Origin of the sequence: Rhizobium sp. AAP43 (assembly GCF_001296045.1) — a bacterium.
Taxonomy (GTDB): Bacteria; Pseudomonadota; Alphaproteobacteria; order Rhizobiales; family Rhizobiaceae; genus Allorhizobium.
The window spans coordinates 19,416-41,122 of the sequence record NZ_LJHS01000030.1; the positions used below are offsets into that span (position 1 = coordinate 19,416).

Below are 21,707 nucleotides of genomic sequence, written 5' to 3' on the forward strand. Positions count from 1 at the left end.
TGTCCGAAGCACCGGCATCCTCAGCCACCATCAAGATCGGTCGGTCCTGATCGATCGCCAAGCCGGCGATGGTTCGCCAGCCTGGTAACCGGCATGTTCAAGCAGCCTGCCTCTCAATTTCTCCCTTCATCTGCATATTGTGGAGATAGGCGACTGCCCGCTGCGCGTGGGCAGCGGCCTGGAAGATTGCGCGTTTGTCGCCTTCGAAGATCGAAAGCCAGGATTGCAGATATGATGCGTGATCGGGCCGGGGCTCCAGCTCGGGTACGATGCCAATATCGGCGCAGAGGAAACAACTGCCGAGCTCGGCTATCAACTCTTCCCGCGCGCGCTCAGTGCGGTCTTTAGCGTAGCGTGAGAGGTCCCGGCCGACACGGCTCTTCTCCGCGGTCCAATGCACATGCTCATGTCCGAGGACAGCATAATAGCTGGCCGGATCCTTGAAGGTCTCGAACGCCGGCATCTGGATCAGATCGGGACCCGGCGCATAGAAAGCCTGATTGCCGCCATGGCGAACCACTGAGCCCGTATTCCGGAAAAAGCGATCCGCCGTTTCGATGCGCGCAACCGGATCAATGACAGGCTCGGAACTCTGATGATAGTGATCCGGCAAGCCGTCGATCTGCTCGATGTTGAAGACGGTGTAGGCCTTCAGAAACGGTATTTCCCGGTCGACCTCGTTTCCGTGTCCATCGATTTTCGACTTGGTGAAGCGGCTGGCGAACACCACAGTGGAGCCGGTCTCGCCTTTTCGCACGGAAGCACCTAGCTCGAGCGCCTGCTTGAAGGTCATCCACATTGACGAGCTGAACCCACGCGCCATCTGCTCCGACCAGAGCAGGAGGATGTTCATGCCCGAATAGGGCTGTCCGTTGTGGCGGAGCGGCCGAGTGATCCGGCCGTCCGTATTGGCGGCACTCCAGGGTTTGGTCCATGGTTTGACGCCATTCTCAAGATCAGAGACGATCCGATCAGTGATCCGGGTATAGATGTCCACGCGATTTTCCTCTGCTTTTGCGCTCATATCTTCAGACTCCAATTTCAGGACCGCGCCGATCGCAGTCCGTCACGGAGGTCCGATGCCAGGAGCCGCCGGCTGTCCCTGCACCGGAACGGCCGCAACAAAGTGGAGGACGGCGAAGCCGTTGCGGGGACAGCCTGGTTCCTGCAGGACCACCGACCGGGACGAGCTGCGATTGGGCGGCCGTGCCCTGCTCTTTCTCATTCATCACAACACACAAAACGCGGCGCCGATCGGCGCCAGCCTTGCGACAAGCGGGAAGGCGGAGCCGAAGCCCCGCCGTTGTGCATCAACCGAAGGCCGCCATTTGCGTCTCGGCCGCCTTGCGGTCCAGTGAAGCGCCGGGATTTTCAACCGGACGGTCGAAGGGCTTCCAAGGCTCGCCAACGATATGCTCGTAGGCGGCGACCGCACCTTCGGCTGCCATGCGCAGGGCATGGGACTGAACCCCCATATCCGCTGCGAACTCGCGCTTGCGCTGTGCGCCGCTGTCATAGCCGACCGGACCGTCGAGATCCTCGTCGCGGGCGTCATTCGACGCTTTGGCGGTTGCGTCGCGAGCCTCGGAGACGGCGCGGGAGTAGAATTGGCCGGCGCCATGTGCCGATCCGATGAAAGCTCCGACAATGCGCTGGAGATGGATTTGCATGGCCTTTTCGCCCAGTCCTTCGGACAGGCTGTCGGCGGCTTCGACGATCTGCCGTTCATGCAGGCTGCGGATGCCGTCACTGTCGATGATCGCAGTGCCGAAGCTTTCAGCGATCTTGATCGCCTGGGCCGCATCGGGGCAGGTGAGGCGAACCATTTCGAGGGTTGCGCCGCGGCGCAACTGCGTCTGGCGGGCGGTTGCGGTTCTGGAGGTTGCGGGCTTGGCCATGATGACTTCCTTTCAGGCTGCCGAAGCGGTTCCGGCCCCGTGCCGGTCTGTCCTTCGATGCGGTTGACCAGAACCGGCAAAGGACGGACGGCTTCACAGGTCCGGATCGACTGAGCCAGCAGGGCAGGCTTGCGGGCGAGCGGGGTGAAGCACCGCAGAGCCCGCGGGATTGCCCTGCGCAGAGAGGTTGAGCCGGCCGCCCCGCGGCGCAAAGCGGCCTTGAAACGACCGGTCGCCGGTTCAAACCGCGGACCAGAAGAAGGACAGATCGGCACGGGACCGAGCTCGAACCTCAGCCCGAAGGCATCGCCTTGACCGAGCCCGCATCCAGGATGCCCTAGACTTCATCCCCGTCGCCATCCATCGGCCTGGCAAGTGAGTGTCCGCCAACTCCTGCTAGATGCCCCTTGCCGCCAAGGTCGCCCTGCCGCAGCAACTCGATCATCTGATCATGCCGGAGCAGCCTGACTGCGAGTGCGTCGAACTCGTTCCACCGTTCAAAGGTCAGGCATTCGACACGCTCCAGCCACAGCAGCTTATCCGACGGGACCAGCCGCGAACAATGACCTAGCGGCAACCGTCTCGCCGCCCGCACCGTCTGCGCCTGACGCCCGGCCCGTGCTGCGATCTGGCGATTGAGGCGGTCGAAGTGCGGTTGCGTCTGCCGGCGAGCGCCGAGTGCACGTGACAACGATGACGGATCTGGTTTCAGAGTCATGTCCGCCCCTCCGGCTCACGCCAACCGAGGAACGAGGACGGCCCATCATAGGGCCAATGACGCGTGGGATCGATCACGAAGCCGAACTGGCCTCGAAGCGCATATTCGTCGCAGGGCACCAGGAAACGGCGCTCCTCGCACTCGCAGCTCCGGTCTCCGCCTATTGTCGCTACCACCTCGGTCATTCCCAAGTGAACGTCTGACCGGATTGCTGAGGTGACGACGAGGTCGGCCGCGTGTGCCATATCGAAGGCCGCGCGATCCTTTGCCCGGCTTTCGCCTTCAGTCAGTGCCCGACCGTGGATCTCTTCCCAGGCCTCGGGCCAGGTATTTCGGACGACCTTGTCCGCGATCTGTCGCTCAAAGCGCGTGAACAGTGCCGGGAAACTGATCGCCACAGCCGCCCATTCGACATCTTCCTCGTACCAGCGGACCTCTTTCCTCAGAGCGGGGTGAGTCCTTGCATTGCGGTCGGGCGACAGATGGAACCCGCCATGGCTGGCGGTCGTATGCGCAACCACCCCTTCACCGTACTGGATCGCCATTTGCGATCCACCCCAGGGCGTGCTGGCGGACATCCGGGCCTGGACACGCTTCAGCTCGGCAAGCTCGCGGCTGTGATCCGCGGTTTCCAGAACCCGGGCCCGGAACGCCGCTTCATCGCCGATCCGGCCGTCATGACCGAGAAAATCGGCGCGTGTCAGCGTCTCCAGTGGACGGCTCCGGGTAAATCCACTCGCGAGATGGAAGAAGCCGTCCGGCCCGGGCACCATTGCTATGACAAGATCATTGATACGAGCAACAGCCAGGCCGTCGGCGCTCCTCGCAAACTCCACCCCCGAGAGATCGGGAGCGGAGGCGGAAACATTGGCATCGGGGGAGGCGCTCATGCCGCAGCCCTCTCTTCGAAGTCGCGATGCTTATCACCGTGATCATCGACCGGATCCTGACCACCCGTTTCATCGTCTGCGGTATCCTCACGACTGTGATCGTGCACAGCGTCCACACCATGCTCAGCGGCTAAGCCATCGTTCTCTGCATCCGCATCTGCTGCAGTATCGCCGGGGCTCGCGCCGGCCCGGAGCCATTCGAGGGTTTCGTCGACCCCCGGTGCAAAGCGGGCAGACGGATGGACGAAGTGCTCCGTCGCGAAATGTTCGATTAGCGATGCACGGGTCTCGCGCACCTTCGGCCGCAGCTGCACGCCGGCCTCTGCGCAGGATGCCTCCATTGCCTGGCGCGACAGGCATAGGATGAACTCCTCAGATCCCATGTTGGGTAGATATGCATCCGCGCCGATCGCTTCACCCGCCAGACGCGCGACCAACCCGCTGTTGGACATGCCGCGGCGGCACGACAGGGCATCGATCAGCACCGAGCGGGCAGCAATTCGCAGTGTATCCCGGTCGGCGGTCAGTTTCCCGTCTTCATCGAACAGGGTCACCGCGTGGCGAGTAAAGCGCTTGCCGGCATGAAAGCCGCCTTCAGCGCCGGAATCGACCCGGACATTCTGCCCTGCAAAAGCCAGCACCAGCAAAGCCATCAGCGTGTCGTCATCGATCGGCGCGCGGCCGAGCGCATCATGGAGGGCATCGGTGCGGAAATCGCCGATCATGTCGTGGCCCTTCTGCGTGACATCGGGGCGTGCTTTCGGCGCAAGGTCGCGTGCATCATCAATGGCGCCATCGGCATCCGTTGCAACTCCACCTTTCGGCTTTGAAGCCTCCGGCATCCGGTAATGGACAGTCTGGACCTTGCCCTCGCGGTCCAGATAGAGCGCAGCGTGATCGGACTTTGATGGCTTGCCATAAACCTGGGTGGCTTTCTTCGGCAGTTCCGGCTGCCCCCAGCTGTTCACCTCGACGAGCGCGCCGCGCTTCGGCAGGTTGGACGTCATCCACTCGTGCTGGGCGCCTAAAAAGCCCTCGACATTGGTGGTGTAGCGGCCGTCCTGATCGGCGGGAGCGAAGAGGTCCTCGACCCATGCAATGCCATAGGCTTCACGCAGATCGTCGCCGAAGCTTGCATCCTTGGCATACATCCGCTTTTTCGTCAGCGCATTCGCAATCGACCACCAGGCCGCGGTGTCTCCCTTCTTCGGCTTGTGCGCCTTCCAGACTTCGCCCTGCTCGACCTCGGTGGCTGCCGCGATGATCTTCAGGTGCTGTTCGCAGGGCATGTCGCCCAGTGCCATCTGCTCAAGCATGGCCGGCAGGACGTTCGCAAGCAGGCGTAGCTTGCGGATCTGGCGGGCGGGAAGTGCTAGCGCAACCGCGATTGCCTCTTCTGTCCAGCCGAGAGCAACAAGCCGTTCGATACCGCGCCACTGGTCGACGGGGTTCAAGGCTTCGCGCACGCTGTTTTCGACCATCGAGCGCATGGCACCGTTATCGTTTGCGGCATCCACGACCAGGATTTCGATTTCGTCCAGGCCAGCTGCGATCGCAAGCCGGACGCGGCGATGGCCAGCATCGATAATGTAGCCGTTGCCACCACCCGATTCCGGCGCAACAACTGGCGGCTGCACGATGCCAACGGCCTTGATCGTGGCCAGCATCAGGGCGTCTGCCTGCGGTGACGATTTCGTCTGGCGCATGCGGTCGGGATTTTCCTTCAGCGCGCGGGGATCCACTTTCATGATCTGCATGGGACGGTCCTTTCAGGAGATATGCGAGCCGGCGCCTTGCCAGCCCTTCCTGTCTTCATTCCTTCCGAAGACATCTCCCGGACCGCGGGGCGGAAGGACGAACGCAACTGCGGTCGAGCATCCCTGTCGGGAGGGACAAGCGGGGCATCTGCCCTGCGATGGATAACCGACCGGGATTGCGCAGGCGGCGGTTGAGCGACAGCGACGGCCGGAGGACCGATCTGCGAGCGGTTGTCCTCTCTTCCTCCTTCCCTCTCATTCCTTCTGACTCACCATCGTCCCTGTTGCAGACAGTGCCAGCTTCCGGATCGGACGGACGGTTATCAGGTGTCGCGCCAAGTCACGAAGAGGGGTTCCGCCATACCTTTGCAGGAGGCTTCATTGTTTCAAGCGCGGACGGCGAACGCATGACCGCGCAATGATGCAAGCGTCTGCTCTCTGCTTTCGCAGGCCCGGTCCTGGACCGGGGGTCTAGTCAAACGATGGCCAAAAAAAAGGGCCACCGGCATAAGCCGCGGCCCATAAAGTGTGGAGATCATAAACCTCCAGAGGGGAACAGCTGCTGCGGCGGAACTGGGAGGAAGCCGCCATGTGCATCAGCTGCGTGCACTATGATGAATTTCTCATCGCATTGCACCTAAATTTTGCGCAGTGCAGCTATCCGGCGGACGCTTGGTCTGTATCAGTGTCGAAATCCGCTGCAAGCAGCGCTTCGTTTTCCCGCAGCTGCCGGCGTTTCTCAGCGAGTTCGTCGGCGAAGGCAAACACGCCACCATCACGAGACAGATAGGATTTCAGGCGCTGTTCAGCGCAATCGAGCTGATGGCGATATCGGCGTTGTTCTTCGTCAAACCCGCCGAGTGCATGTTCCAGCCTCAATATCGCTCCTAGAGCCGTGACCGTGACGGCGAGATCGATTTCATGGTCGGTGCCCGTGCGCTTGAGAAGGGTCTGGTACAGGAAACCGTCCTTGCCGATCCGCTCTCCATCGAAGACGAGATCGAAACCGCCGATCGTCGCAAGGTGGACCTCACCCTCCTGCTGGAGCTGCACCAGGGTCAGAATTTCTTTCATAATTGCTCGGCCCGCCTCCTTGCGCTCGGTATAGGCCTTGCTGAGTGCGGTCATTGTGAAGGCGTCCCCCTCTGTCGGAACGAGACGGCAGATATCTTGCCCTATCTCTTCGATGCGCTGCGTTGAATGCTGGATATCCCGCTCCGCATCTTTGATCTGACGTCGCACCGCACAGAGGTCGTCCTCATGGGCGGCGCGCAGACGTTCAAGGCGTGCGATATCGGCTTCGAGCCCCGCCTTCTTCATCAGGCGTTCGTCGCCAGACGCGATCGCCTTGGCCATGGCGAACTGGTTTGCCTGACCTTCGCCCAGATCTTCAAGACGCCGGATCGAGGTGTCGCCGGAAAGGGCGGCCGCGATGAAGCGGGCCTTGCGTTCGTTGTTCTGCCACATCGAGGCATCAAGAGATCCTTGCGTCGCATAGGCGAAGATATCGACGACGTCGTGCTGATTGCCCTGGCGAACTATGCGGCCCTCACGCTGCTCGATTTGAGAGGGCAGCCACGGCACATCGAGATGGTGGAGCGCCTTCAGCCGAAGTTGAGCATTGACGCCGGTACCCATGGTCTCGGAACTGCCGATCAGGAAGCGAACGCGGCCGGCGCGGACATCGCCGAACAGCCGCTGCTTGGCGTCTATCTTCTTGAAGTCCTGCATATAGGCGATTTCTGACGGCGGTACACCAAGCCGGATCAGTTCGTCACGGATCCAGCGGTAGGCGGAGAAGCCTCTGGACTTCTCGACATTGATCGTACCCAGATCGGAGAAGATCATTTGCGCCGCACCGGGCAAGTCATATGGCTTACCATCGGGGCGCTGGTAGGTGTTCTCAGATGTTTCCTGCCAGATGCGAAACGCATTCCCGATCAGGAGATTGAGCTTGTTTTCCGGCTCGTCACCGCTCGCCGGCATGACCAGGCGGAGATCTATCGCGGCGTGCCGTCCGTCCGTGATCACGGAAAGCAGGATATCGTCACCCGGCTTTGCCGGACCCTCACGCTCTTCGATCGCTTTGATCCGCGTTGCGAGGAGCTGCTGATAGGTCTGGAACATCGGCGTCGGTGAGGCGGTCACGATCTGCCGGCGGCCGGTCGAAACATCCGGGACCCGAACATGGCCCCTGAGGTCAGACGGCATGACCACATCCGCAAAGCGGCGGAACATCGCAATCAGCTCCGGGACATTGACGAACGAAGCAAAGCGACTGACCGGCTTGTATTTACCCGATGGCTGGATCTCGAGCTCGGTCACCGTATCTCCAAAGCACGATGCCCAGGCGTCAAATTCATGCAACCCGCGCTCCTGAAGATCGGCATGGCCGAGCAGGCGCTGGATCGAGAACATCTCACCGAGTGTGTTGGTGATCGGCGTACCGGAGGCCAGCACCAGCGCCCGGCCTGGGTTCTTCGTTTCTATGAAGCGCGACTTAACATAGAGGTCCCAGGCACGTTGCGAGCCGTTCGGATCGATACCCTTCAGCGTCGACATGTTCGTCGCAAATGAAAGCTTGCGGAACTCTTGCGCCTCGTCGACGACAATCTGGTCCACTCCGACCTCCGAGATGGTCAGCAGATCGTCCTTCCTCGTGATGAGTGCTTGCAGCCGCTCCTCCAGACCTTCCTTCAATCGCTCAAGGCGCTTGAGCGATACGCGGTCCTCGCTGTCGACCTTGACCAGTAGATCCTCGTAAAGCTGCAACTCATCCTGGATCATCTGCTGTTCGAAGGAGGAGGGGACGCTGATGAACTTGAAGGCCGAATGGGTGATGATGATCGCATCCCAGGTTGCCGTTGCGGCACGACTGAGGAACCGGGCCCGCTTGTCCTTGGAGAAGTTGGTTTCGTCGGCCACCAGGATGCGTGCGCCTGGATAGAGGCCCAGGAATTCGCGGGCGGCCTGGGCCAGGCAATGGCCGGGAACGACCAGCATTGCTTTGGCAATCAGACCGAGCCGCCGCTGTTCCATGATCGCAGCCGCCATGGTCATCGTCTTGCCAGCGCCAACGGCATGGGCGAGATAAGTCGAGCCGTCAGCGATGATCCGCCAGATGCCGCGCTTCTGGTGTCCATAAAGAACGAAGGCGCCAGAGGCGCCGGGAAGCTTGAGATGCGAGCCGTCGAACTTGCGCGGCGCAATGTTGTTGAAGCGGTCGTTGTAATCCCGCACCAGCCGGTCGGTGCGATCCGGATCGGTCCAGACCCAGCGTTCGAACTCACTACGGATCTTCTGCAGCTTTTCGCGGGCGGCCTCGGTATCGATCACATTGAGCACCCGCCTCTGGCCATTCACGTCCTTGATGAGGTCGAAGATCTGCGGCACGCGGCTGTTCAAGGTGTCCGACAGAAGCTCGCCCGCATGGCGACGGCTCGTGCCCCATTCCGATGTGCCAGCGGCGGAGTATCCAAGCTGCCGTCCGTCGACAGTCCAGGAGCCAAGTTCTGGCATATGGTGGATCCGGATATCGGCCTCCATCATCTCTTTCACATAGGCGGCGACATCGGCAGCCGGGATCCAGGGTGCGCCAAGGCGCGCTGTGATATCGGACGGACGCAGGTCAGCCGGCTGCACGTCCTGCAGCGCTCGGACATTCCGCTGGAAGGCGGGGTTGAGTGCGGCGGCGGCCTCAGCGACTGCAAGCTTTGTGCGGACCTGGCCCGCAAGATAAGCATCGGCTGTCTGCCAGACGCCGTCAGCCGGATCCTGGAAGATCGCCTCACCCAGTTGATCGAGCACGGTATCGCGATCGCAGTGCAAAAGCTCGGCGATGTGATCGAGATCGACCCGGCCTGCTTCATTGAGCACGACGGCCAGTGCATCTGTGGCGCTGGTGACGACGGGTGGGGCAGGGGGAGCGATGACCCGGTCGGAGAAGATCGGACCCGGCTTGGCTGTATCAGTGTCGATATCATAGTCCTCGATCGAGGCCACCAGCCAACAATCGGGATCGTCCCGGAACGGATGCAGGTTGGGCTGACGGTGGGATTCTCGAACCTCGTCTGTCTCGGGGTTCTCCTGGATCGAGACAGTTGTGTGGTTGATGGGGCCGAACTCGCGCACAAAGCTCGACCAGGCAATCCGCAACCGCACCTGTGCGTGACGCCAGGGATGATCAGTTTCCTGTGCCTTGAGAAGGTCGCGCACGGCATCCCGGATCGGGATCAGCTTCTTGATGATACGGATGTGCTTTTCCGGGATGCCGTCGCCGGTGCGGCTAGTGCGAACGGTGACCGCCACAGGCGCACCGTCGACGATCTGCATCAGGCCATGCCGCTGATCGACCATATAGCTACCCTCGCGAACCTGGGAGGTCGCGGGCCGGAAATCGACGATAGCGCCCAACTCATCCTCAAGGTCGAGATCGATTGGCGTCGGCTCGCCGTCATAGATCCCCTCGGGAAGAAGCGCGATTGCGGCGTGCAGATGCGTTACAAGATCACCACCGGCACGCGGCCGGCAGGTGTAGGTTTCGCCGAAGGGACCTGAGGTCAGCGCGTGGGTTCCGAGCACAAATTCAGGATGACGGGAAAACCAGCGATTCACGCGGATCACAGCTTCATCATCAGATGCTGACCTTATTTCTTCGACGTCGAGCCACAGAGCATCGCCCTCAGGCTCACCGATCTTGCGCTTTCGGAAGAAAAGGAGATCGACCACTGTGTCAGTGCCGGCATCGCGACGAAAACTGCCCTCGGGTAGGCGGACCGCTGCAATCATGTCAGCGGACCTGGCGATATGCTCCCGCGCGGTCGTATCCGCCTTGTCCATCGTGCCGGCACTGGTGACGAAGGCCGCCAGCGCGCCCGGCTTCAGGAGATCGATCGACCGTGCAATGAAGTAGTCGTGCAGCCGCAGGCCAAGCGAACGATAAGATCGGTCCGAACGGACCGTACGATCGGAAAAGGGTGGATTGCCGACAGCAAGATCATAGATCGCGGTCAGATCGGCGCGGGCGAAATCGCCGTTGATGATCCGCGCTCGGGGCTGCAGGAGCCTTGCAATCCTGGCCGTGACGGGATCGAGCTCGATACCGGTGACATAGGCGCAGTCGCGGTACTCGGTCGGCATCAGCGCAGGAAACAGTCCCGTGCCGATACCCGGTTCGAGAACCCGACCACCCCGCCAGCCAAGGCGCTGAAGACCTGTCCAGATCGCCCTGATGATGAACTCCGGCGTGAAATGCGCATATTGGGTGCAACGAGCAAGCGACGCGTAGTCCGCCTCACTGACCGCGGTTTCAAGCGAAGCACCAAGATCCTCCCAACCATCGCGAAATTCGGCCTCGCCCGGGCGCCGAAACATTCCGTTCGCCAGATCTGACGCACCGAAGCCGGTGAAGCGGATCAGCCGTTCCTGATGCTCGCGCGTGACCGGCACATGGTGCCGCTCGATCTCGTTCGCCGTGAGGATGGCTGCAATGTTGATCCGCCCTCGCTCCTTCCAGCTTGAGGCGAGAGAACGATCCCCGTCATCAAGGTAGAAATTGGCGCGCGCGCTCTGCTTGCGGACCATGGGTCGTCGTTCATCTGGAAGCACACTTGATGGTGCAGGCGAGGGTGGGGTGGGATCCGGATCGTCGTCATTGGCAGCGATGGGACCGAAGCCCCCAAGACCGTTGAGGCCAAGCCCGAGCCCGGATGAAAGGGCCGAACTGCCAAACATGTCGAAAGTGCCAGGCTGACCAATCGAAAAGGGATCGTTGCTCATCGTTATTCTCCTTCATGGGCGAGCGCCATCCATCGCCCGTCTGGAATTGGCGGTTCACGGGCGCGGGAAGTGTTCGATTGGTGGGGGCTTAGGCGGCGATCGCAGGCAAGTGCCGCATGTGAACCGGCAGCTTCGCGGCGATCTCTTCGTCTGTCAGATGGTCGAGCAGTTTCAGGAGGGTGCCTTGTCCGGCACTCCAGAACATCACGGTTCGCCTTCCTCGCACCGCCTGCGGAAATCCATCGCCGGCATAGCCGCGATAGGCGTCGGCTGTACTGCTCCAGATATGCTCAAGCCGCTCCTGGCGCGTCATGGCGCGAACAGGCCGGGTCTCTCGCTCAACGATTGCCTTGCGCATCGTCTCGACGGTAGTCCCATCGGACAAATCGCAGTAGCCGTGGAAATAGCGGGTTCTGTCATCGATACGCAGCCCGAAAAAGACGCTGGTGATCGAGCCGGTCAAGAATTCGCGCAGGGCGAAAATCGGTCCGCGCATCCAGAGCGGAGGCAGGATTTCGAGCATGTAGTCATAGAGCGTCTCGTCGATCTCGAACCACTCACCGCTGTAAAGGGGAGTAGGGTCTGCCTCCCATCTGTCAGGCCTCTGGTAGTGTCGGTCAAACAACTTGAACATCTGCGATCGAGTGGCGACCCCTTCGAAGACTTTCCGGACTGAGTTTGCAGCATTCATTGTCGGCTCCTTCAAGATATCCGGACCGAAGCGATGACCACTTGATCATCTTCCTCTTCTGTCCCTCGTGATACCTTCCGGGCCGCCGCCATTCCGCTTGGCCGGGTCAAGGGCCGGCGTCAGCCGGGCGCAGCCTCCCTTGATGCGGTCGATGGAGATGCGGCACGTCGTTTTCCACTCTCCATATTCGCATTCTCCTTCTTTCTTTCCTGCAGGACCGCATTCCAGTCGTCCGCCGGCGGCCGCAGGCGTAACCAGTCGCTCGACATCTCATCGCTTAAGGCCCGGAGACGGTCGGCAAAGCTTTCCCCTTGAGGGTTGGCGTCGGTGGCGGCAACGAGTTGTGCGCCAGTGTCGGATAGGAGCAGTCTTAAGGCGGCTTCAGTTGCCGGCGACCAGCCTCCGCCGGTGCTGACGTAGAGCGTGCCATCCCGAACGCCCTCGATCGCCGCAAGGCTCATCGCATCAATGGCAGCCTCGGTGACGCAGAGCCGGATGGGAGCGACCGCGCCGAACCGGAACAGGATTTTCATCCCTCCGGACGCGAAACCACGCCAATCCGGGCCTCGTTCCTCCCAACCGGAGACAACGCCATCCTTGTCCGTATGCGCAGCCCACATGCTTCCGAATGGTCCCTCGCGAAGGACGCCCGCCTGGACCGCCTGGCGAACGACGGCATCCGGAAGGGCACGGGTCCAGCAGATATAGCACCAGGTATCGGACCCAGGCTTCGGGCGCTTGCGCTGCTCCCACCTATCGAGCACGGACGCTTGCGGCGTTTTTCCTTCAGTATCGCGCCACGCAGGGGAGGACGGAGAATATCCGGAGAGAGCAGCGACACGGCTCACTCCTTCAACGAATCCAACACTCTCAAGAGCCGTCACAAGCGAGAATACATCGCCTTTTGCGTCGCTCAACGGATCGAACCATCCCCGACCTTCATGGGTCACGATGATGATTTCGGCAGCTCGCCGGAATTTGACCGCCCGGCGCGTGCTTTCCTTGACGTCGATTGCAAAGCCGGATGCCTCGAGCACCGTTGAGCATGGAACCCGGTTTCGCAGTTCTTCTATTTCTCTTCTATTCCTCATTCAGCCGAGCGCCTTCCGATCGGTCCTCTCACATCTAATCTCCCGCAGTTTGCGGGTCAGTTCCGGCCAGCCACGAAGAGCAAAGGCCGCAAGGGCGCGGCTGACAACTGCCAGAAGTGGTAGGTGTCAAAGCACAGCCGCGGCAGAGCCTCCCTTGCGGCCCTTGCCTCGCAAGTGGCAGGAACGCTCGCCGCCAAAGCGGCGCAGGCCGGCTCAATGGGCCGGCCACGGGAAGAACTCATGGAGGATCTCCAGGTCATCGTCGCAGTCGATCTCGTCAGAAGGAAGCACGCCGTATTCGCCGTCGACTTCGAAGACGGTCACCGGGACCATCAGGTCGCGGGAAAGCTGGAAGGCATGGGATTGTGCGAGAGCGAGATCGTGTGACATTTCAGAGGCTCCATCCGGGAGCGGGTCAATTCCCGCTCGATGGCTCCCTCAAAGGCCCGGGAACGGGCGCGATCACCGTGAAGGCGCAGCCGAAAGCGGCCGCAGCTTGCTAGCGGACCCCTTGCGGGTTGATCGTGGAAGATCCGGAACCGGGCCAGGAAGCCATCGAATGAGAGCGGGATTGATCTGCTTCCGGCTGGTGCCCAGATGTGCCACTCGGTCGGAACAGGTCGCCTATGCCTGATGCACGGATTTCTGGTGCGCTGGCCACTGCGCGTATGAGCGGTTGGAGGGATTAACGTGACTTGTGTGAGAGCCAGGTGATCAGAATCCTCTGCCGGATCACGGAGAGTAACCAGGCATTCTCACCGGCCTTGCTGGATTCGACTGTGCCGACGCTTCGGGGAGGGCGCCATGGTCGGCGGTTGGGCTATGTGTCCAGGGCCAGGCAATGAGCACGCCAGCGCATCGTGGCGACGTAAACCCGGATATGTAGCAAAACCACATGCGCATCCGTCGAACTGGAAGGCGTCAGCGGCAGGTGCTATGGCACTGACTTCTGTAACGACAGCAAGCTCAGGCGCTCAAACGTCTGCTCAGGAGGGCTTGGGAACCAAACGGTTGGTCTTCGAATTGACAAAATACGGAATTTCCGTATTTTAGGGCGAAATGAGGAGTTAGCCCATGGGTTACGCAATTCAGGTTGCAGCAACGACCTTCGCTAAAGAGTTTGGCAAATACAGCCACGAGGCGACGGCTTCGGGTGGCGTCGAGGTCACATCTCATGGCCGTCCGATTGGCGCATATATCAGCTTGAAGGAACTCGAAAACTACGAGCGGCTGAAAAGTAAGGAGCGGCGAGCGATCCATGCCAGAGACATGGATGACGAGATGCTGGCAGCAATCATGAGCGCAGAATACGGTAAAGCATCAGAGTGAATTATCCCGAGCCGATACCGGGTCTGGTGATCCGCTTCGATTATCTCTGGGACGTTGACAATCAAAAAGGCCTCTTTAGCAGCAACAAAGAGAGGCCTTGTGCTATCGTTCTATACACAAAGAAAACCAACAAGACTTTGGTGGTGCCCATTTCACACTCCTACCCAGAGGTAGGAGAAGAAAATGATTCACTTGAAATTCCTGCGGAAATTTGTGCCGCGATCGGCTTGGATAAAGACAGGAACTGGGTGCGCGTTTCAGAAGTGAATGAATTCGAATGGCCTAGCCCAGAAATACGCCCCCGCCCTGATGATCCATCACGAGTGGACTACGGAATGATACCTGAGGAATTCTTCCTCGAAATCCGTAAACGTCTCGCCAAAGCAGTCGCAGAGCACCGTCTTGGTCAGACGAAACGATAGTGTTTGAGACCGGTGTTTCCGCACCGCTTGCGGCCTTGGGAAAGCGTTCTACGGGCATCAATAGGAGCGGGGACCAGGAGGGTTCGCCAAGGATATCGAGCTTCCCTTTAGCGAAGTGGAAGCCTAAGCATTCGGTACCGGCACATCCGGACAGCTCAGTGAACTGAGCCGCTGAGCACGATCATACATACGACCTTTTATCTTTGTTTTGCAATAATTTACTGAATGTCGCGTAACATATATTATGGAACATACGTGAAGCTGAAGGCTCAGCGCAGCAAAGATCGAATTTCATTTCTGAACGTCACCATCAGTTATCTACGGCACAAGCCACATACGCACTCCTTTGGCAATCGCGTGTGTAGAGAGCCAAGAGAAGCGGCGACTGAAGATGGTTGGCGAAGCAGATCAACCTTAAGGGCGCATCCGCGAAAAAAGTTGATAATGTCATTCATATTATATTGATCACCAGAAATTCAGTTTCTATAGATGGGCCCGGCGAGACTTGTCGCCCAGCGCCCCTCCCTCGCTGCTCCAGATCCGTGATTTCGCGGATGTTTCACCAAAGTTTTCTGCTTGCCAAAAAGGACCGGGCAATGATTTTTTCAAATCGCGAGTTGAGCTTGCGCTACCATTTGCTCGGATCTACCGCACTTATTGGTGTGATAATTGTTTCATTGATGCCGACCACGGTATTTGCGCAGGATGCCACCAGTGGCGTCACAGAGCTGGCGCCGATCATAGTCAATGGAGCCGGTGCCGAGAAAATCAGCGAGGACAATGACACCCTCGTCCCAGAACGCTCGGTTTCTGCCCTGAAGACTGACACGCCACTCGTCGAGACACCCCGTGCGATTTCTGTCGTTACCCGTGAGGAACTGGAGCAACGCGCAGCAACCGACATGATCCAGGCGACCCGCTACAGTTCCGGCGTTACCACCGGTGCCTTTGGCTACGACCCGCGTTTCGACCAGATCTACATCCGCGGAATAGAAACCACGACTGCGGGTGACTTCCGAGACGGACTGCGCCAGCCGATCATGACCTATGGCTCTTTCGCGACCGAGGTCTATACACTGGATCGCATCGAGGTGTTGAAGGGGCCGGTCTCTGTTATGTACGGCGCCGCGAGTGCAGCCGGCATTGTCAACCGTATTTCCAAGCTGCCGCTCGAGGAAGCCCATCACGAGGTCGAGCTGCAATATGGCACCGTCGGCCGTAAGCAGGCCGCCTTCGACTTTGGCGGTCCCATCAATGACGAGATGTTCTACCGTGTGGTTGGCCTCACCCGCGAGGGTGAAGGAAGCTACGATATCGCAGATGATCGCTATCTCCTGCAGCCGTCGTTCACCTGGAAGCCGAGCGACAGTACGACGTTCACCGTCTACGGTTTGGCACAGAAGGGCGAGACAGGCGCCAGCGCTTGGAGCTATCTGCAGGGGGATGACGTCTTCCTCTATACCGACCCGGAATTCAACAGCCAGAAGGTCGACCAATACCAGCTCGGCTACCAGCTGGAGCATGAATTCGAAAACGGCCTGACCTTCCGCCAGAACGCCAGAGCTGGGGATGTCGAGCTGAAGGCGCATTATCTCGATCGTGTAAACCTCGACACCAATGGCGACTGGCCGACGACCGCGGTGACGGACGACATGCGCACCTACCAGATCGACAACCAGGTTGAAGGTCAGTTCGATACCGGCAGCATCTCACACACGCTGCTCGCAGGCCTCGACTACACCTATGTCACATCGGACTTTGCCATGGGCAGCGACAGCGTAGCTCCCGGTACGGCCGCCTCTGCTATCCCGGTCCCTGCGCTCAACTACTTCACCGGCAGCGACCTCAGCCAAACCGGAATATACGCCCAGGACCAAATGGAACTCGGAAACTGGCGTGCCGTGGCCGGTTTGCGCTATGACTGGGCGCATCAGGAATCCGTCGTAAAGGGCCCCGGTGGCTCGACAAGCGAGAAAGACGATGGCGTCCTCTCCGGTCAACTCGGTCTCCTCTACCTCTTCGACAACGGTCTTGCCCCCTATCTCAGCTACGGCACATCCTTCGTGCCTTCGACCGCGCTTTCAGCAGACGGCTCAGTTCTCGATCCAACCGAAGGCCGCCAGATCGAAGCGGGCGTGAAGTACCAGCCCGAGGGCGAAAGCTACTCGTTGAGCGGCGCCGTCTATCGGCTGGTCGAAACCGGCAAACCGCAGTACGATTCTAGCTACTTGTTCTCCCACAACTCGGGCGAAAACACTTACACCGGATTTGAACTCGAAGGCCGCACCGAGTTCGAGAACGGCATCAGCCTAATCGCCGCCTACACCTACGCGCATGCCGAAATCACCAGCAACATCGACCAAACACTTATCGGCAACACGCCGTCCACGGTTCCGCGCCATGTCGCGTCCCTGTGGGTGAACTACGCGCTTCCGGATGATACGGCCCTGGCCGGTCTCAGCATCGGCGCCGGCATACGCGCCATGAGCGATTCCTTCACCAGCGACGCAAATACCAGCAAGAACTCTGGCTCCGCCTATTTCGATGCGGCCCTATCCTATGATTTCGGCGTCACGTCACCGGAACTCAAAGGCTTGTCGCTGTCCATCAGCGCCAGCAACCTTGCCAACCGGCTCGAACAGGTCTGCACTGACGGTTATTGCTATACCGGCAGGAACCGCACAGTTCTCGGCTCGCTGAAGTACCAGTGGTAATCATCGGCCTGGGCGGTCGTCTCCTCGCAATCGTCCCGCCGCGCTTACAGAGGCGCAGCTGAGGATGAAGAAATGAACGACGTCGTCGCCTGAACATTTCTGTGGAGCGACCATGACTGAAAACGCCTTCGTTCTGCCCGGAACTGTCCAATTCGATCTGGCACCAGTTTCGGGCGGCGAGCCTTACCGGATCCTCCTGTTTGTGCCAAAAGGAGAACCACCTGCCGAAGGTTGGCCGCTGCTGCTGACGACAGATGGCAACGCGACCTTTCCCTTCGCCGTGTCCAGCCTTGTGACGCAAGCGCCCTACCCGAGCGGAACCGGGATCGACTGGGGTGTCGTCGCCGCTATCGGATATCCTGGTGATGAGCCCTACAATGCCCAACGACGGGCATGGGACCTGGGCCCCCCGCCGATCAAGTCCTATCCCCCCTATTTCGAAGGTGGCCCTCCGGTCCGCATTGGCGGGACGGGAGAACTGCTTGCATTCATAGAGATGCAACTCTTGCCGCGGCTTGCCCAAATGGTGAAGCTCGACATCAGGCGGCGGTCGCTTTTCGGGCACTCGTTCGGTGGTCTCTTCACGCTGTACGCCCTTTTTGAGCGGCCTGGACTGTTTGCCAACTGGATTGCTGCAAGCCCGACCATCTACTGGGAGGGCAGTGAAATCCTGAACAATGAGACGGCTCGCCAACGTGTCCCGGGCAACACGGCATTCCTGCATTTGTCAGCCGGCGAGTTCGAAGGCGATCATCTGGCCCCCTTCCAGCATAGCAATGAAGATGCCGCCGCTCGCCTCGAAAAGAAGAAGATCGAACGGACGGTTGCATTGGCGTTAGAGATGGCAGAGCGCCTTGATGGTTCCGATGACGGAATTCGAACCCAGTTCGAGCTGTTTACCGGACAGACCCACATGTCCGTGCTCGGGCCGGCGGTCAATCGGGCCGTGAGCATCGCCTTCGCCGTTGCGCAGGAGATCGAAGAATCGCATGCAAATGCTCAGTGAGGCGCAAGGCGTAACAGGTCCCGGGCTCGCCCTTTCCCCGCCACGGCAAGAAAAGGAGGCGGCATGACCTCGGCGCAAAACACCGGTGGAACCCCCAAATTGACGCAAACATTCGTGGTCGAGAACATCGGGCTCTCTATCGAAGGCAATGCCATTCTCTCGGACGTCAGCCTCGATTTTCCAGCCGGCGAAGTGGTGGCTCTTGTAGGCCACAATGGCTCGGGGAAATCCAGCCTTTTGAAAATCTTGGCGCGGCAGCTCATGCCGACTGTCGGATCGGTCAATTACGGCGGTCGCGATCTGGATCTATATCACAGCCGTGAATTCGCACGTTCGGTCGCCTATCTGCCCCAGGATCTGGGAACGGGTGCTGAGATGACGATCCGTGAACTCGTCGCATGTGGCCGCTATCCCTGGCATGGCGCCCTCGGACGTTTCTCCGATACCGACAGGAGTATGGTCGACGCCGCGATATCAGCAACTCATATCGAAAGATATGCCGATCGTGTGGTCGGAACGCTATCCGGCGGCGAGCGCCAGCGCGCTTGGATTGCAATGCTGATTGCACAGGATGCCCGCTGTCTGCTGCTCGATGAACCGACCGCGGCATTGGATATCGCGCATCAGATCGAAGTGCTGTCTCTGGTGCGGAGACTAGCGCATGAAGCCGGCCGGAGTGTCGTCATCGTCCTCCACGACATCAACATGGCCGCACGCTTCTGCGATCGGATCCATGCCCTGAAAGGCGGGCGCGTGGTTGCCAGCGGCAAGCCGGGCGAAATCCTGCGTCCGGACACACTCAATGCCATTTACGGGATCGACATGGATGTGATTTCCGTTCCGCATCTCCCTCATCCGCTTGCCTATGCCTGCTGAGGTCGAACACGTGATGGGGATTTCACGACGCTCATTCCTGAACTGTGCCGCAGCTGCAGCTACAGCCGCAACGATTCCGACACCGCTATTTGCGGGTGTTGACGGGAAACGGATCGTCAGCCTCGACTACGGGCTGGCATCGACACTCCTGTCGATCGGCCTGCCTCCGGTTGGAATATCCGATCTTGCAGACTGGGGGCGATGGGTGGTCGAGCCGCGCATGCCAGACTCGGTTGTCGACATCGGCAGCTCATATGAGGTCGATTTCGAGGTCCTTCTCCAATTGAAGCCGGACATCATTCTGACGACGCCTTACCTGGACGAACTGCTGCCCAGGCTCGAACCGATCGCGAAAGTTTTGCGGCTTGAAATCTTCACGCCCGACGGAGGCCCCATCCTGCCGTCATCGATCGCAGCCACGCGCAAGCTGGCAGCAGAGCTTGGCCGCGAACGCGAGGCGGAGCTTTTCCTTGAGCGGTCAGACGCATTTTTCGACGGATGCCGCGCGCGGCTCGCCGGCCGGTCCATTCCTTCACTGGCCCTGGTGAGCTTCATGGATGCCCGCCATGCGCGCATCTACTCGGCCCCTGGTCTGTTTCACAACGCGCTCGAGCGCATTGGGCTGCGGAACGCCTGGACACGGCAATCGAATTATTGGGGCTTTGAGACGATTGGGATCGAGGATCTCTCCACCGTGAGTGACCCGGACGCGCGGCTGATCGCGCTTGAGCCCGTGCCTTCGGATGTTCTGCCGAAACTGGTCGAAAGCCGGTTATGGCAATCATTGCCATTCTCCCGGCCCGGCCATGTGTCCGTTATCCCGCCGGCGCTGATGTTTGGCATGGTCAACGAGGCCGTGCGGTTCGCAGGCCTGGTGACCGACCTTCTGGAACAAGACGCATGAGTGTCCTTAGCCGTGATAATCTCGGGCCCGCGCTGCTCTCTCTTCTGCTGCTTTGCGGCGGATGCCTCGCGTCCTGGTTTCTCGTGGAGCCGGCGCTTTCGCAAGCGATCACACCGGGCTACGACATCGGGCGTATGGTGCTCTACCATTCGACATTACCCCGGCTCGCCACCGCGCTCATCGCCGGGGCAGCACTTGCCCTGTCGGGTGCCCTGTTCCAGCAGGTTCTGCGAAACCCGCTGGCCGATCCGACGACGCTCGGTGTTTCGGCGGGCGCCAATCTCGCACTGGTCATAGTGTCGCTTTTCTTGCCCGGCCTTCTTGGCGTCGGGCGCGACATGGTCGCCTTGCTGGGGAGCACCGTTGCTGCTGCAATCGTCATTGGTCTCGGGGCCAGGCGTGGGTTTTCCCCATTCGCCTTGGTTCTCTCGGGCCTTGTATTGAGCCTCTGGTGCGGCGGTCTGGCTGCCATTCTGACCTATCTGAACCAGCGATACCTGGCGAGCTTGTTCATCTGGGGTGCTGGCTCTCTGGCGCAGCAGAGCTGGGTCATTCCCCTTTCGCTTCTCTGGAAGCTGGGATGCGTTGCCGTCATCTCGGCGCTGGTGATCAGGCCACTCTCACTGCTGGATCTTGGTGAGAGCAGTTCGGTAGCGCTCGGCGTCAAGCTTGCTCGGCTTCGCATCGTGGTCGTCGCCTGCGCGGTCGCACTGGCCGCCTTCGTCACCAGCGCGGTTGGCGTCATCGGCTTCATCGGGCTGGTCGCACCGACGCTTGCGCGCCTTTGCGGGGCCCGCCGGCCGGTGCAACTAATCGTCTGGTCCCCGGTGATTGGTGCTGGACTTCTCTTTCTCGCCGACTCCGTGCTGCAAAACGTTGCAGGCAGTCTAGGAGACTTCCTGCCAACGGGTGCTGTCACCGCCATCTTCGGCTCGCCATTGCTTCTGGCGCTTCTGCCGCGATTGAAGATCCGCCACAGGGTTGATCAGGCAGCGGCGCGTCAAAGGTTGCGCCGGTGGAATTCGAAAGTCCCCGTCATCGTTGCTGTCGTCGGTATCCTGATGATTCTCGCCATCAGCCTCTTTGTGGGTCGCGGTCCCGGCAGCGCCTGGGTTGTTGTCTCCGGAGAGTTCCTCGGCGACATTCTCGCCATCCGGGCGCCGAAGGTATTTGCGGCTTTTGCATCCGGGGCAATGCTTGGCGTTGCTGGCCTCATTCTCCAAAAACTGACCGGCAACGAGATGGCGAGCCCCGAGGTCTTGGGTATCAGCGCTGGCGCAACTTTTGGCGTTGCGATCGCGCTTTTTGCCGTCAGCCCCGGTCTTTCAGGGCAGTTTGTCTTCGCCGTCGCTGGCGCTGTTGCGGTTCTCGGCGTCATACTTCTGACTGCACGTCGTTCTACCTTCGCCCCGGAACGGGTGCTGCTGGCCGGCATCGCACTGAGCGCCATGGTTGACGCGGCCGTCGGCGTTCTCAGTTCAACCGGAGATCCGAGAGCCGTCCTGCTCATGCGCTGGATGAGCGGTTCGACTTATCTGGTCAATGGCACTACGGCCCAAGTGGAAGTCATCGTCGCGGCGGTGCTGATCGCAATCGCATTTGCCGCGCGCCGTTGGCTGGATATCCTGCCGCT

Annotated in this window: 16 protein-coding genes; 7 read left to right on the plus strand and 9 right to left on the minus strand. The window is 60.2% G+C overall.

Going from position 1 to position 21,707, the window contains the following annotated elements:
- Nucleotides 1-97 precede the first annotated feature (97 nt).
- The 9 genes from IP76_RS16490 to IP76_RS23335 form a co-directional block, all read right to left on the minus strand.
- Nucleotides 98-1,024: an ArdC family protein gene (locus tag IP76_RS16490; RefSeq protein WP_054159329.1), complete on the minus strand. Its 927-nt coding sequence runs from the start codon at nt 1,022-1,024 to the stop codon at nt 98-100.
- Nucleotides 1,025-1,310: 286 nt separating this feature from the next.
- The gene (locus IP76_RS16495; protein ID WP_054159330.1) at nt 1,311-1,898 is read right to left on the minus strand and encodes a hypothetical protein; all 588 of its coding nucleotides are present in this window, start codon (nt 1,896-1,898) and stop codon (nt 1,311-1,313) included.
- A 337-nt stretch (nt 1,899-2,235) separates the two neighbouring features.
- Nucleotides 2,236-2,616 (minus strand): hypothetical protein, encoded by a 381-nt coding sequence (locus tag IP76_RS16500; RefSeq protein ID WP_054159331.1) that lies wholly within the window; start codon nt 2,614-2,616, stop codon nt 2,236-2,238.
- Nucleotides 2,613-3,506 carry a hypothetical protein gene (locus IP76_RS16505; protein ID WP_054159332.1) on the minus strand — a complete coding sequence of 298 codons (894 nt, stop codon included), beginning with the start codon at nt 3,504-3,506 and terminating at the stop codon, nt 2,613-2,615. The genes IP76_RS16500 and IP76_RS16505 overlap by 4 nt, the downstream gene beginning before the upstream one ends.
- Nucleotides 3,503-5,263: a ParB/RepB/Spo0J family partition protein gene (locus IP76_RS16510; protein ID WP_054159333.1), complete on the minus strand. Its 1,761-nt coding sequence runs from the start codon at nt 5,261-5,263 to the stop codon at nt 3,503-3,505. Before IP76_RS16510 ends, IP76_RS16505 begins: the two co-directional genes overlap by 4 nt.
- 657 nt (nt 5,264-5,920) lie before the next feature.
- A complete protein-coding gene (locus IP76_RS16515; RefSeq protein WP_054159334.1) occupies nt 5,921-11,041 on the minus strand; it encodes a DEAD/DEAH box helicase family protein in 5,121 nt (1,706 codons plus the stop codon).
- An 88-nt stretch (nt 11,042-11,129) separates the two neighbouring features.
- Nucleotides 11,130-11,732, minus strand: a complete 603-nt coding sequence (locus tag IP76_RS16520) for a DUF1419 domain-containing protein (RefSeq protein WP_054159335.1) — start codon at nt 11,730-11,732, stop codon at nt 11,130-11,132.
- A gap of 119 nt (nt 11,733-11,851) precedes the next feature.
- Nucleotides 11,852-12,823, minus strand: coding sequence for a DUF3991 and toprim domain-containing protein (locus tag IP76_RS16525; protein WP_054159336.1), 972 nt, complete (start codon nt 12,821-12,823; stop codon nt 11,852-11,854).
- 213 nt (nt 12,824-13,036) lie between these two features.
- Nucleotides 13,037-13,213, minus strand: a complete 177-nt coding sequence (locus IP76_RS23335; protein WP_054159337.1) for a hypothetical protein — start codon at nt 13,211-13,213, stop codon at nt 13,037-13,039.
- A gap of 684 nt (nt 13,214-13,897) precedes the next feature.
- Here IP76_RS23335 and IP76_RS16535 point away from each other — a divergent pair.
- The 7 genes from IP76_RS16535 to fhuB form a co-directional block, all read left to right on the plus strand.
- Entirely contained in the window at nt 13,898-14,152 is a 255-nt protein-coding gene (locus IP76_RS16535; RefSeq protein WP_054159338.1) for a hypothetical protein, read from the plus strand.
- Nucleotides 14,149-14,574 carry a hypothetical protein gene (locus IP76_RS16540; RefSeq protein WP_054159339.1) on the plus strand — a complete coding sequence of 142 codons (426 nt, stop codon included), beginning with the start codon at nt 14,149-14,151 and terminating at the stop codon, nt 14,572-14,574. The genes IP76_RS16535 and IP76_RS16540 overlap by 4 nt, the downstream gene beginning before the upstream one ends.
- Before the next feature lie 680 nt (nt 14,575-15,254).
- Nucleotides 15,255-17,288: a TonB-dependent siderophore receptor gene (locus IP76_RS16545; RefSeq protein WP_054159340.1), complete on the plus strand. Its 2,034-nt coding sequence runs from the start codon at nt 15,255-15,257 to the stop codon at nt 17,286-17,288.
- Nucleotides 17,289-17,400: 112 nt separating this feature from the next.
- A complete protein-coding gene (locus IP76_RS16550) occupies nt 17,401-18,294 on the plus strand; it encodes an alpha/beta hydrolase (protein WP_054159341.1) in 894 nt (297 codons plus the stop codon).
- Between the two features lie 63 nt (nt 18,295-18,357).
- A complete protein-coding gene (locus tag IP76_RS16555; RefSeq protein ID WP_054159342.1) occupies nt 18,358-19,170 on the plus strand; it encodes an ABC transporter ATP-binding protein in 813 nt (270 codons plus the stop codon).
- Between the two features lie 13 nt (nt 19,171-19,183).
- A complete protein-coding gene (locus tag IP76_RS16560; RefSeq protein ID WP_054159343.1) occupies nt 19,184-20,074 on the plus strand; it encodes an iron-siderophore ABC transporter substrate-binding protein in 891 nt (296 codons plus the stop codon).
- The coding region (gene fhuB, locus IP76_RS16565) for a Fe(3+)-hydroxamate ABC transporter permease FhuB (RefSeq protein WP_054159344.1) at nt 20,071-21,707 on the plus strand (1,637 nt) is incomplete at its 3' end. The genes IP76_RS16560 and fhuB, both read left to right, overlap by 4 nt.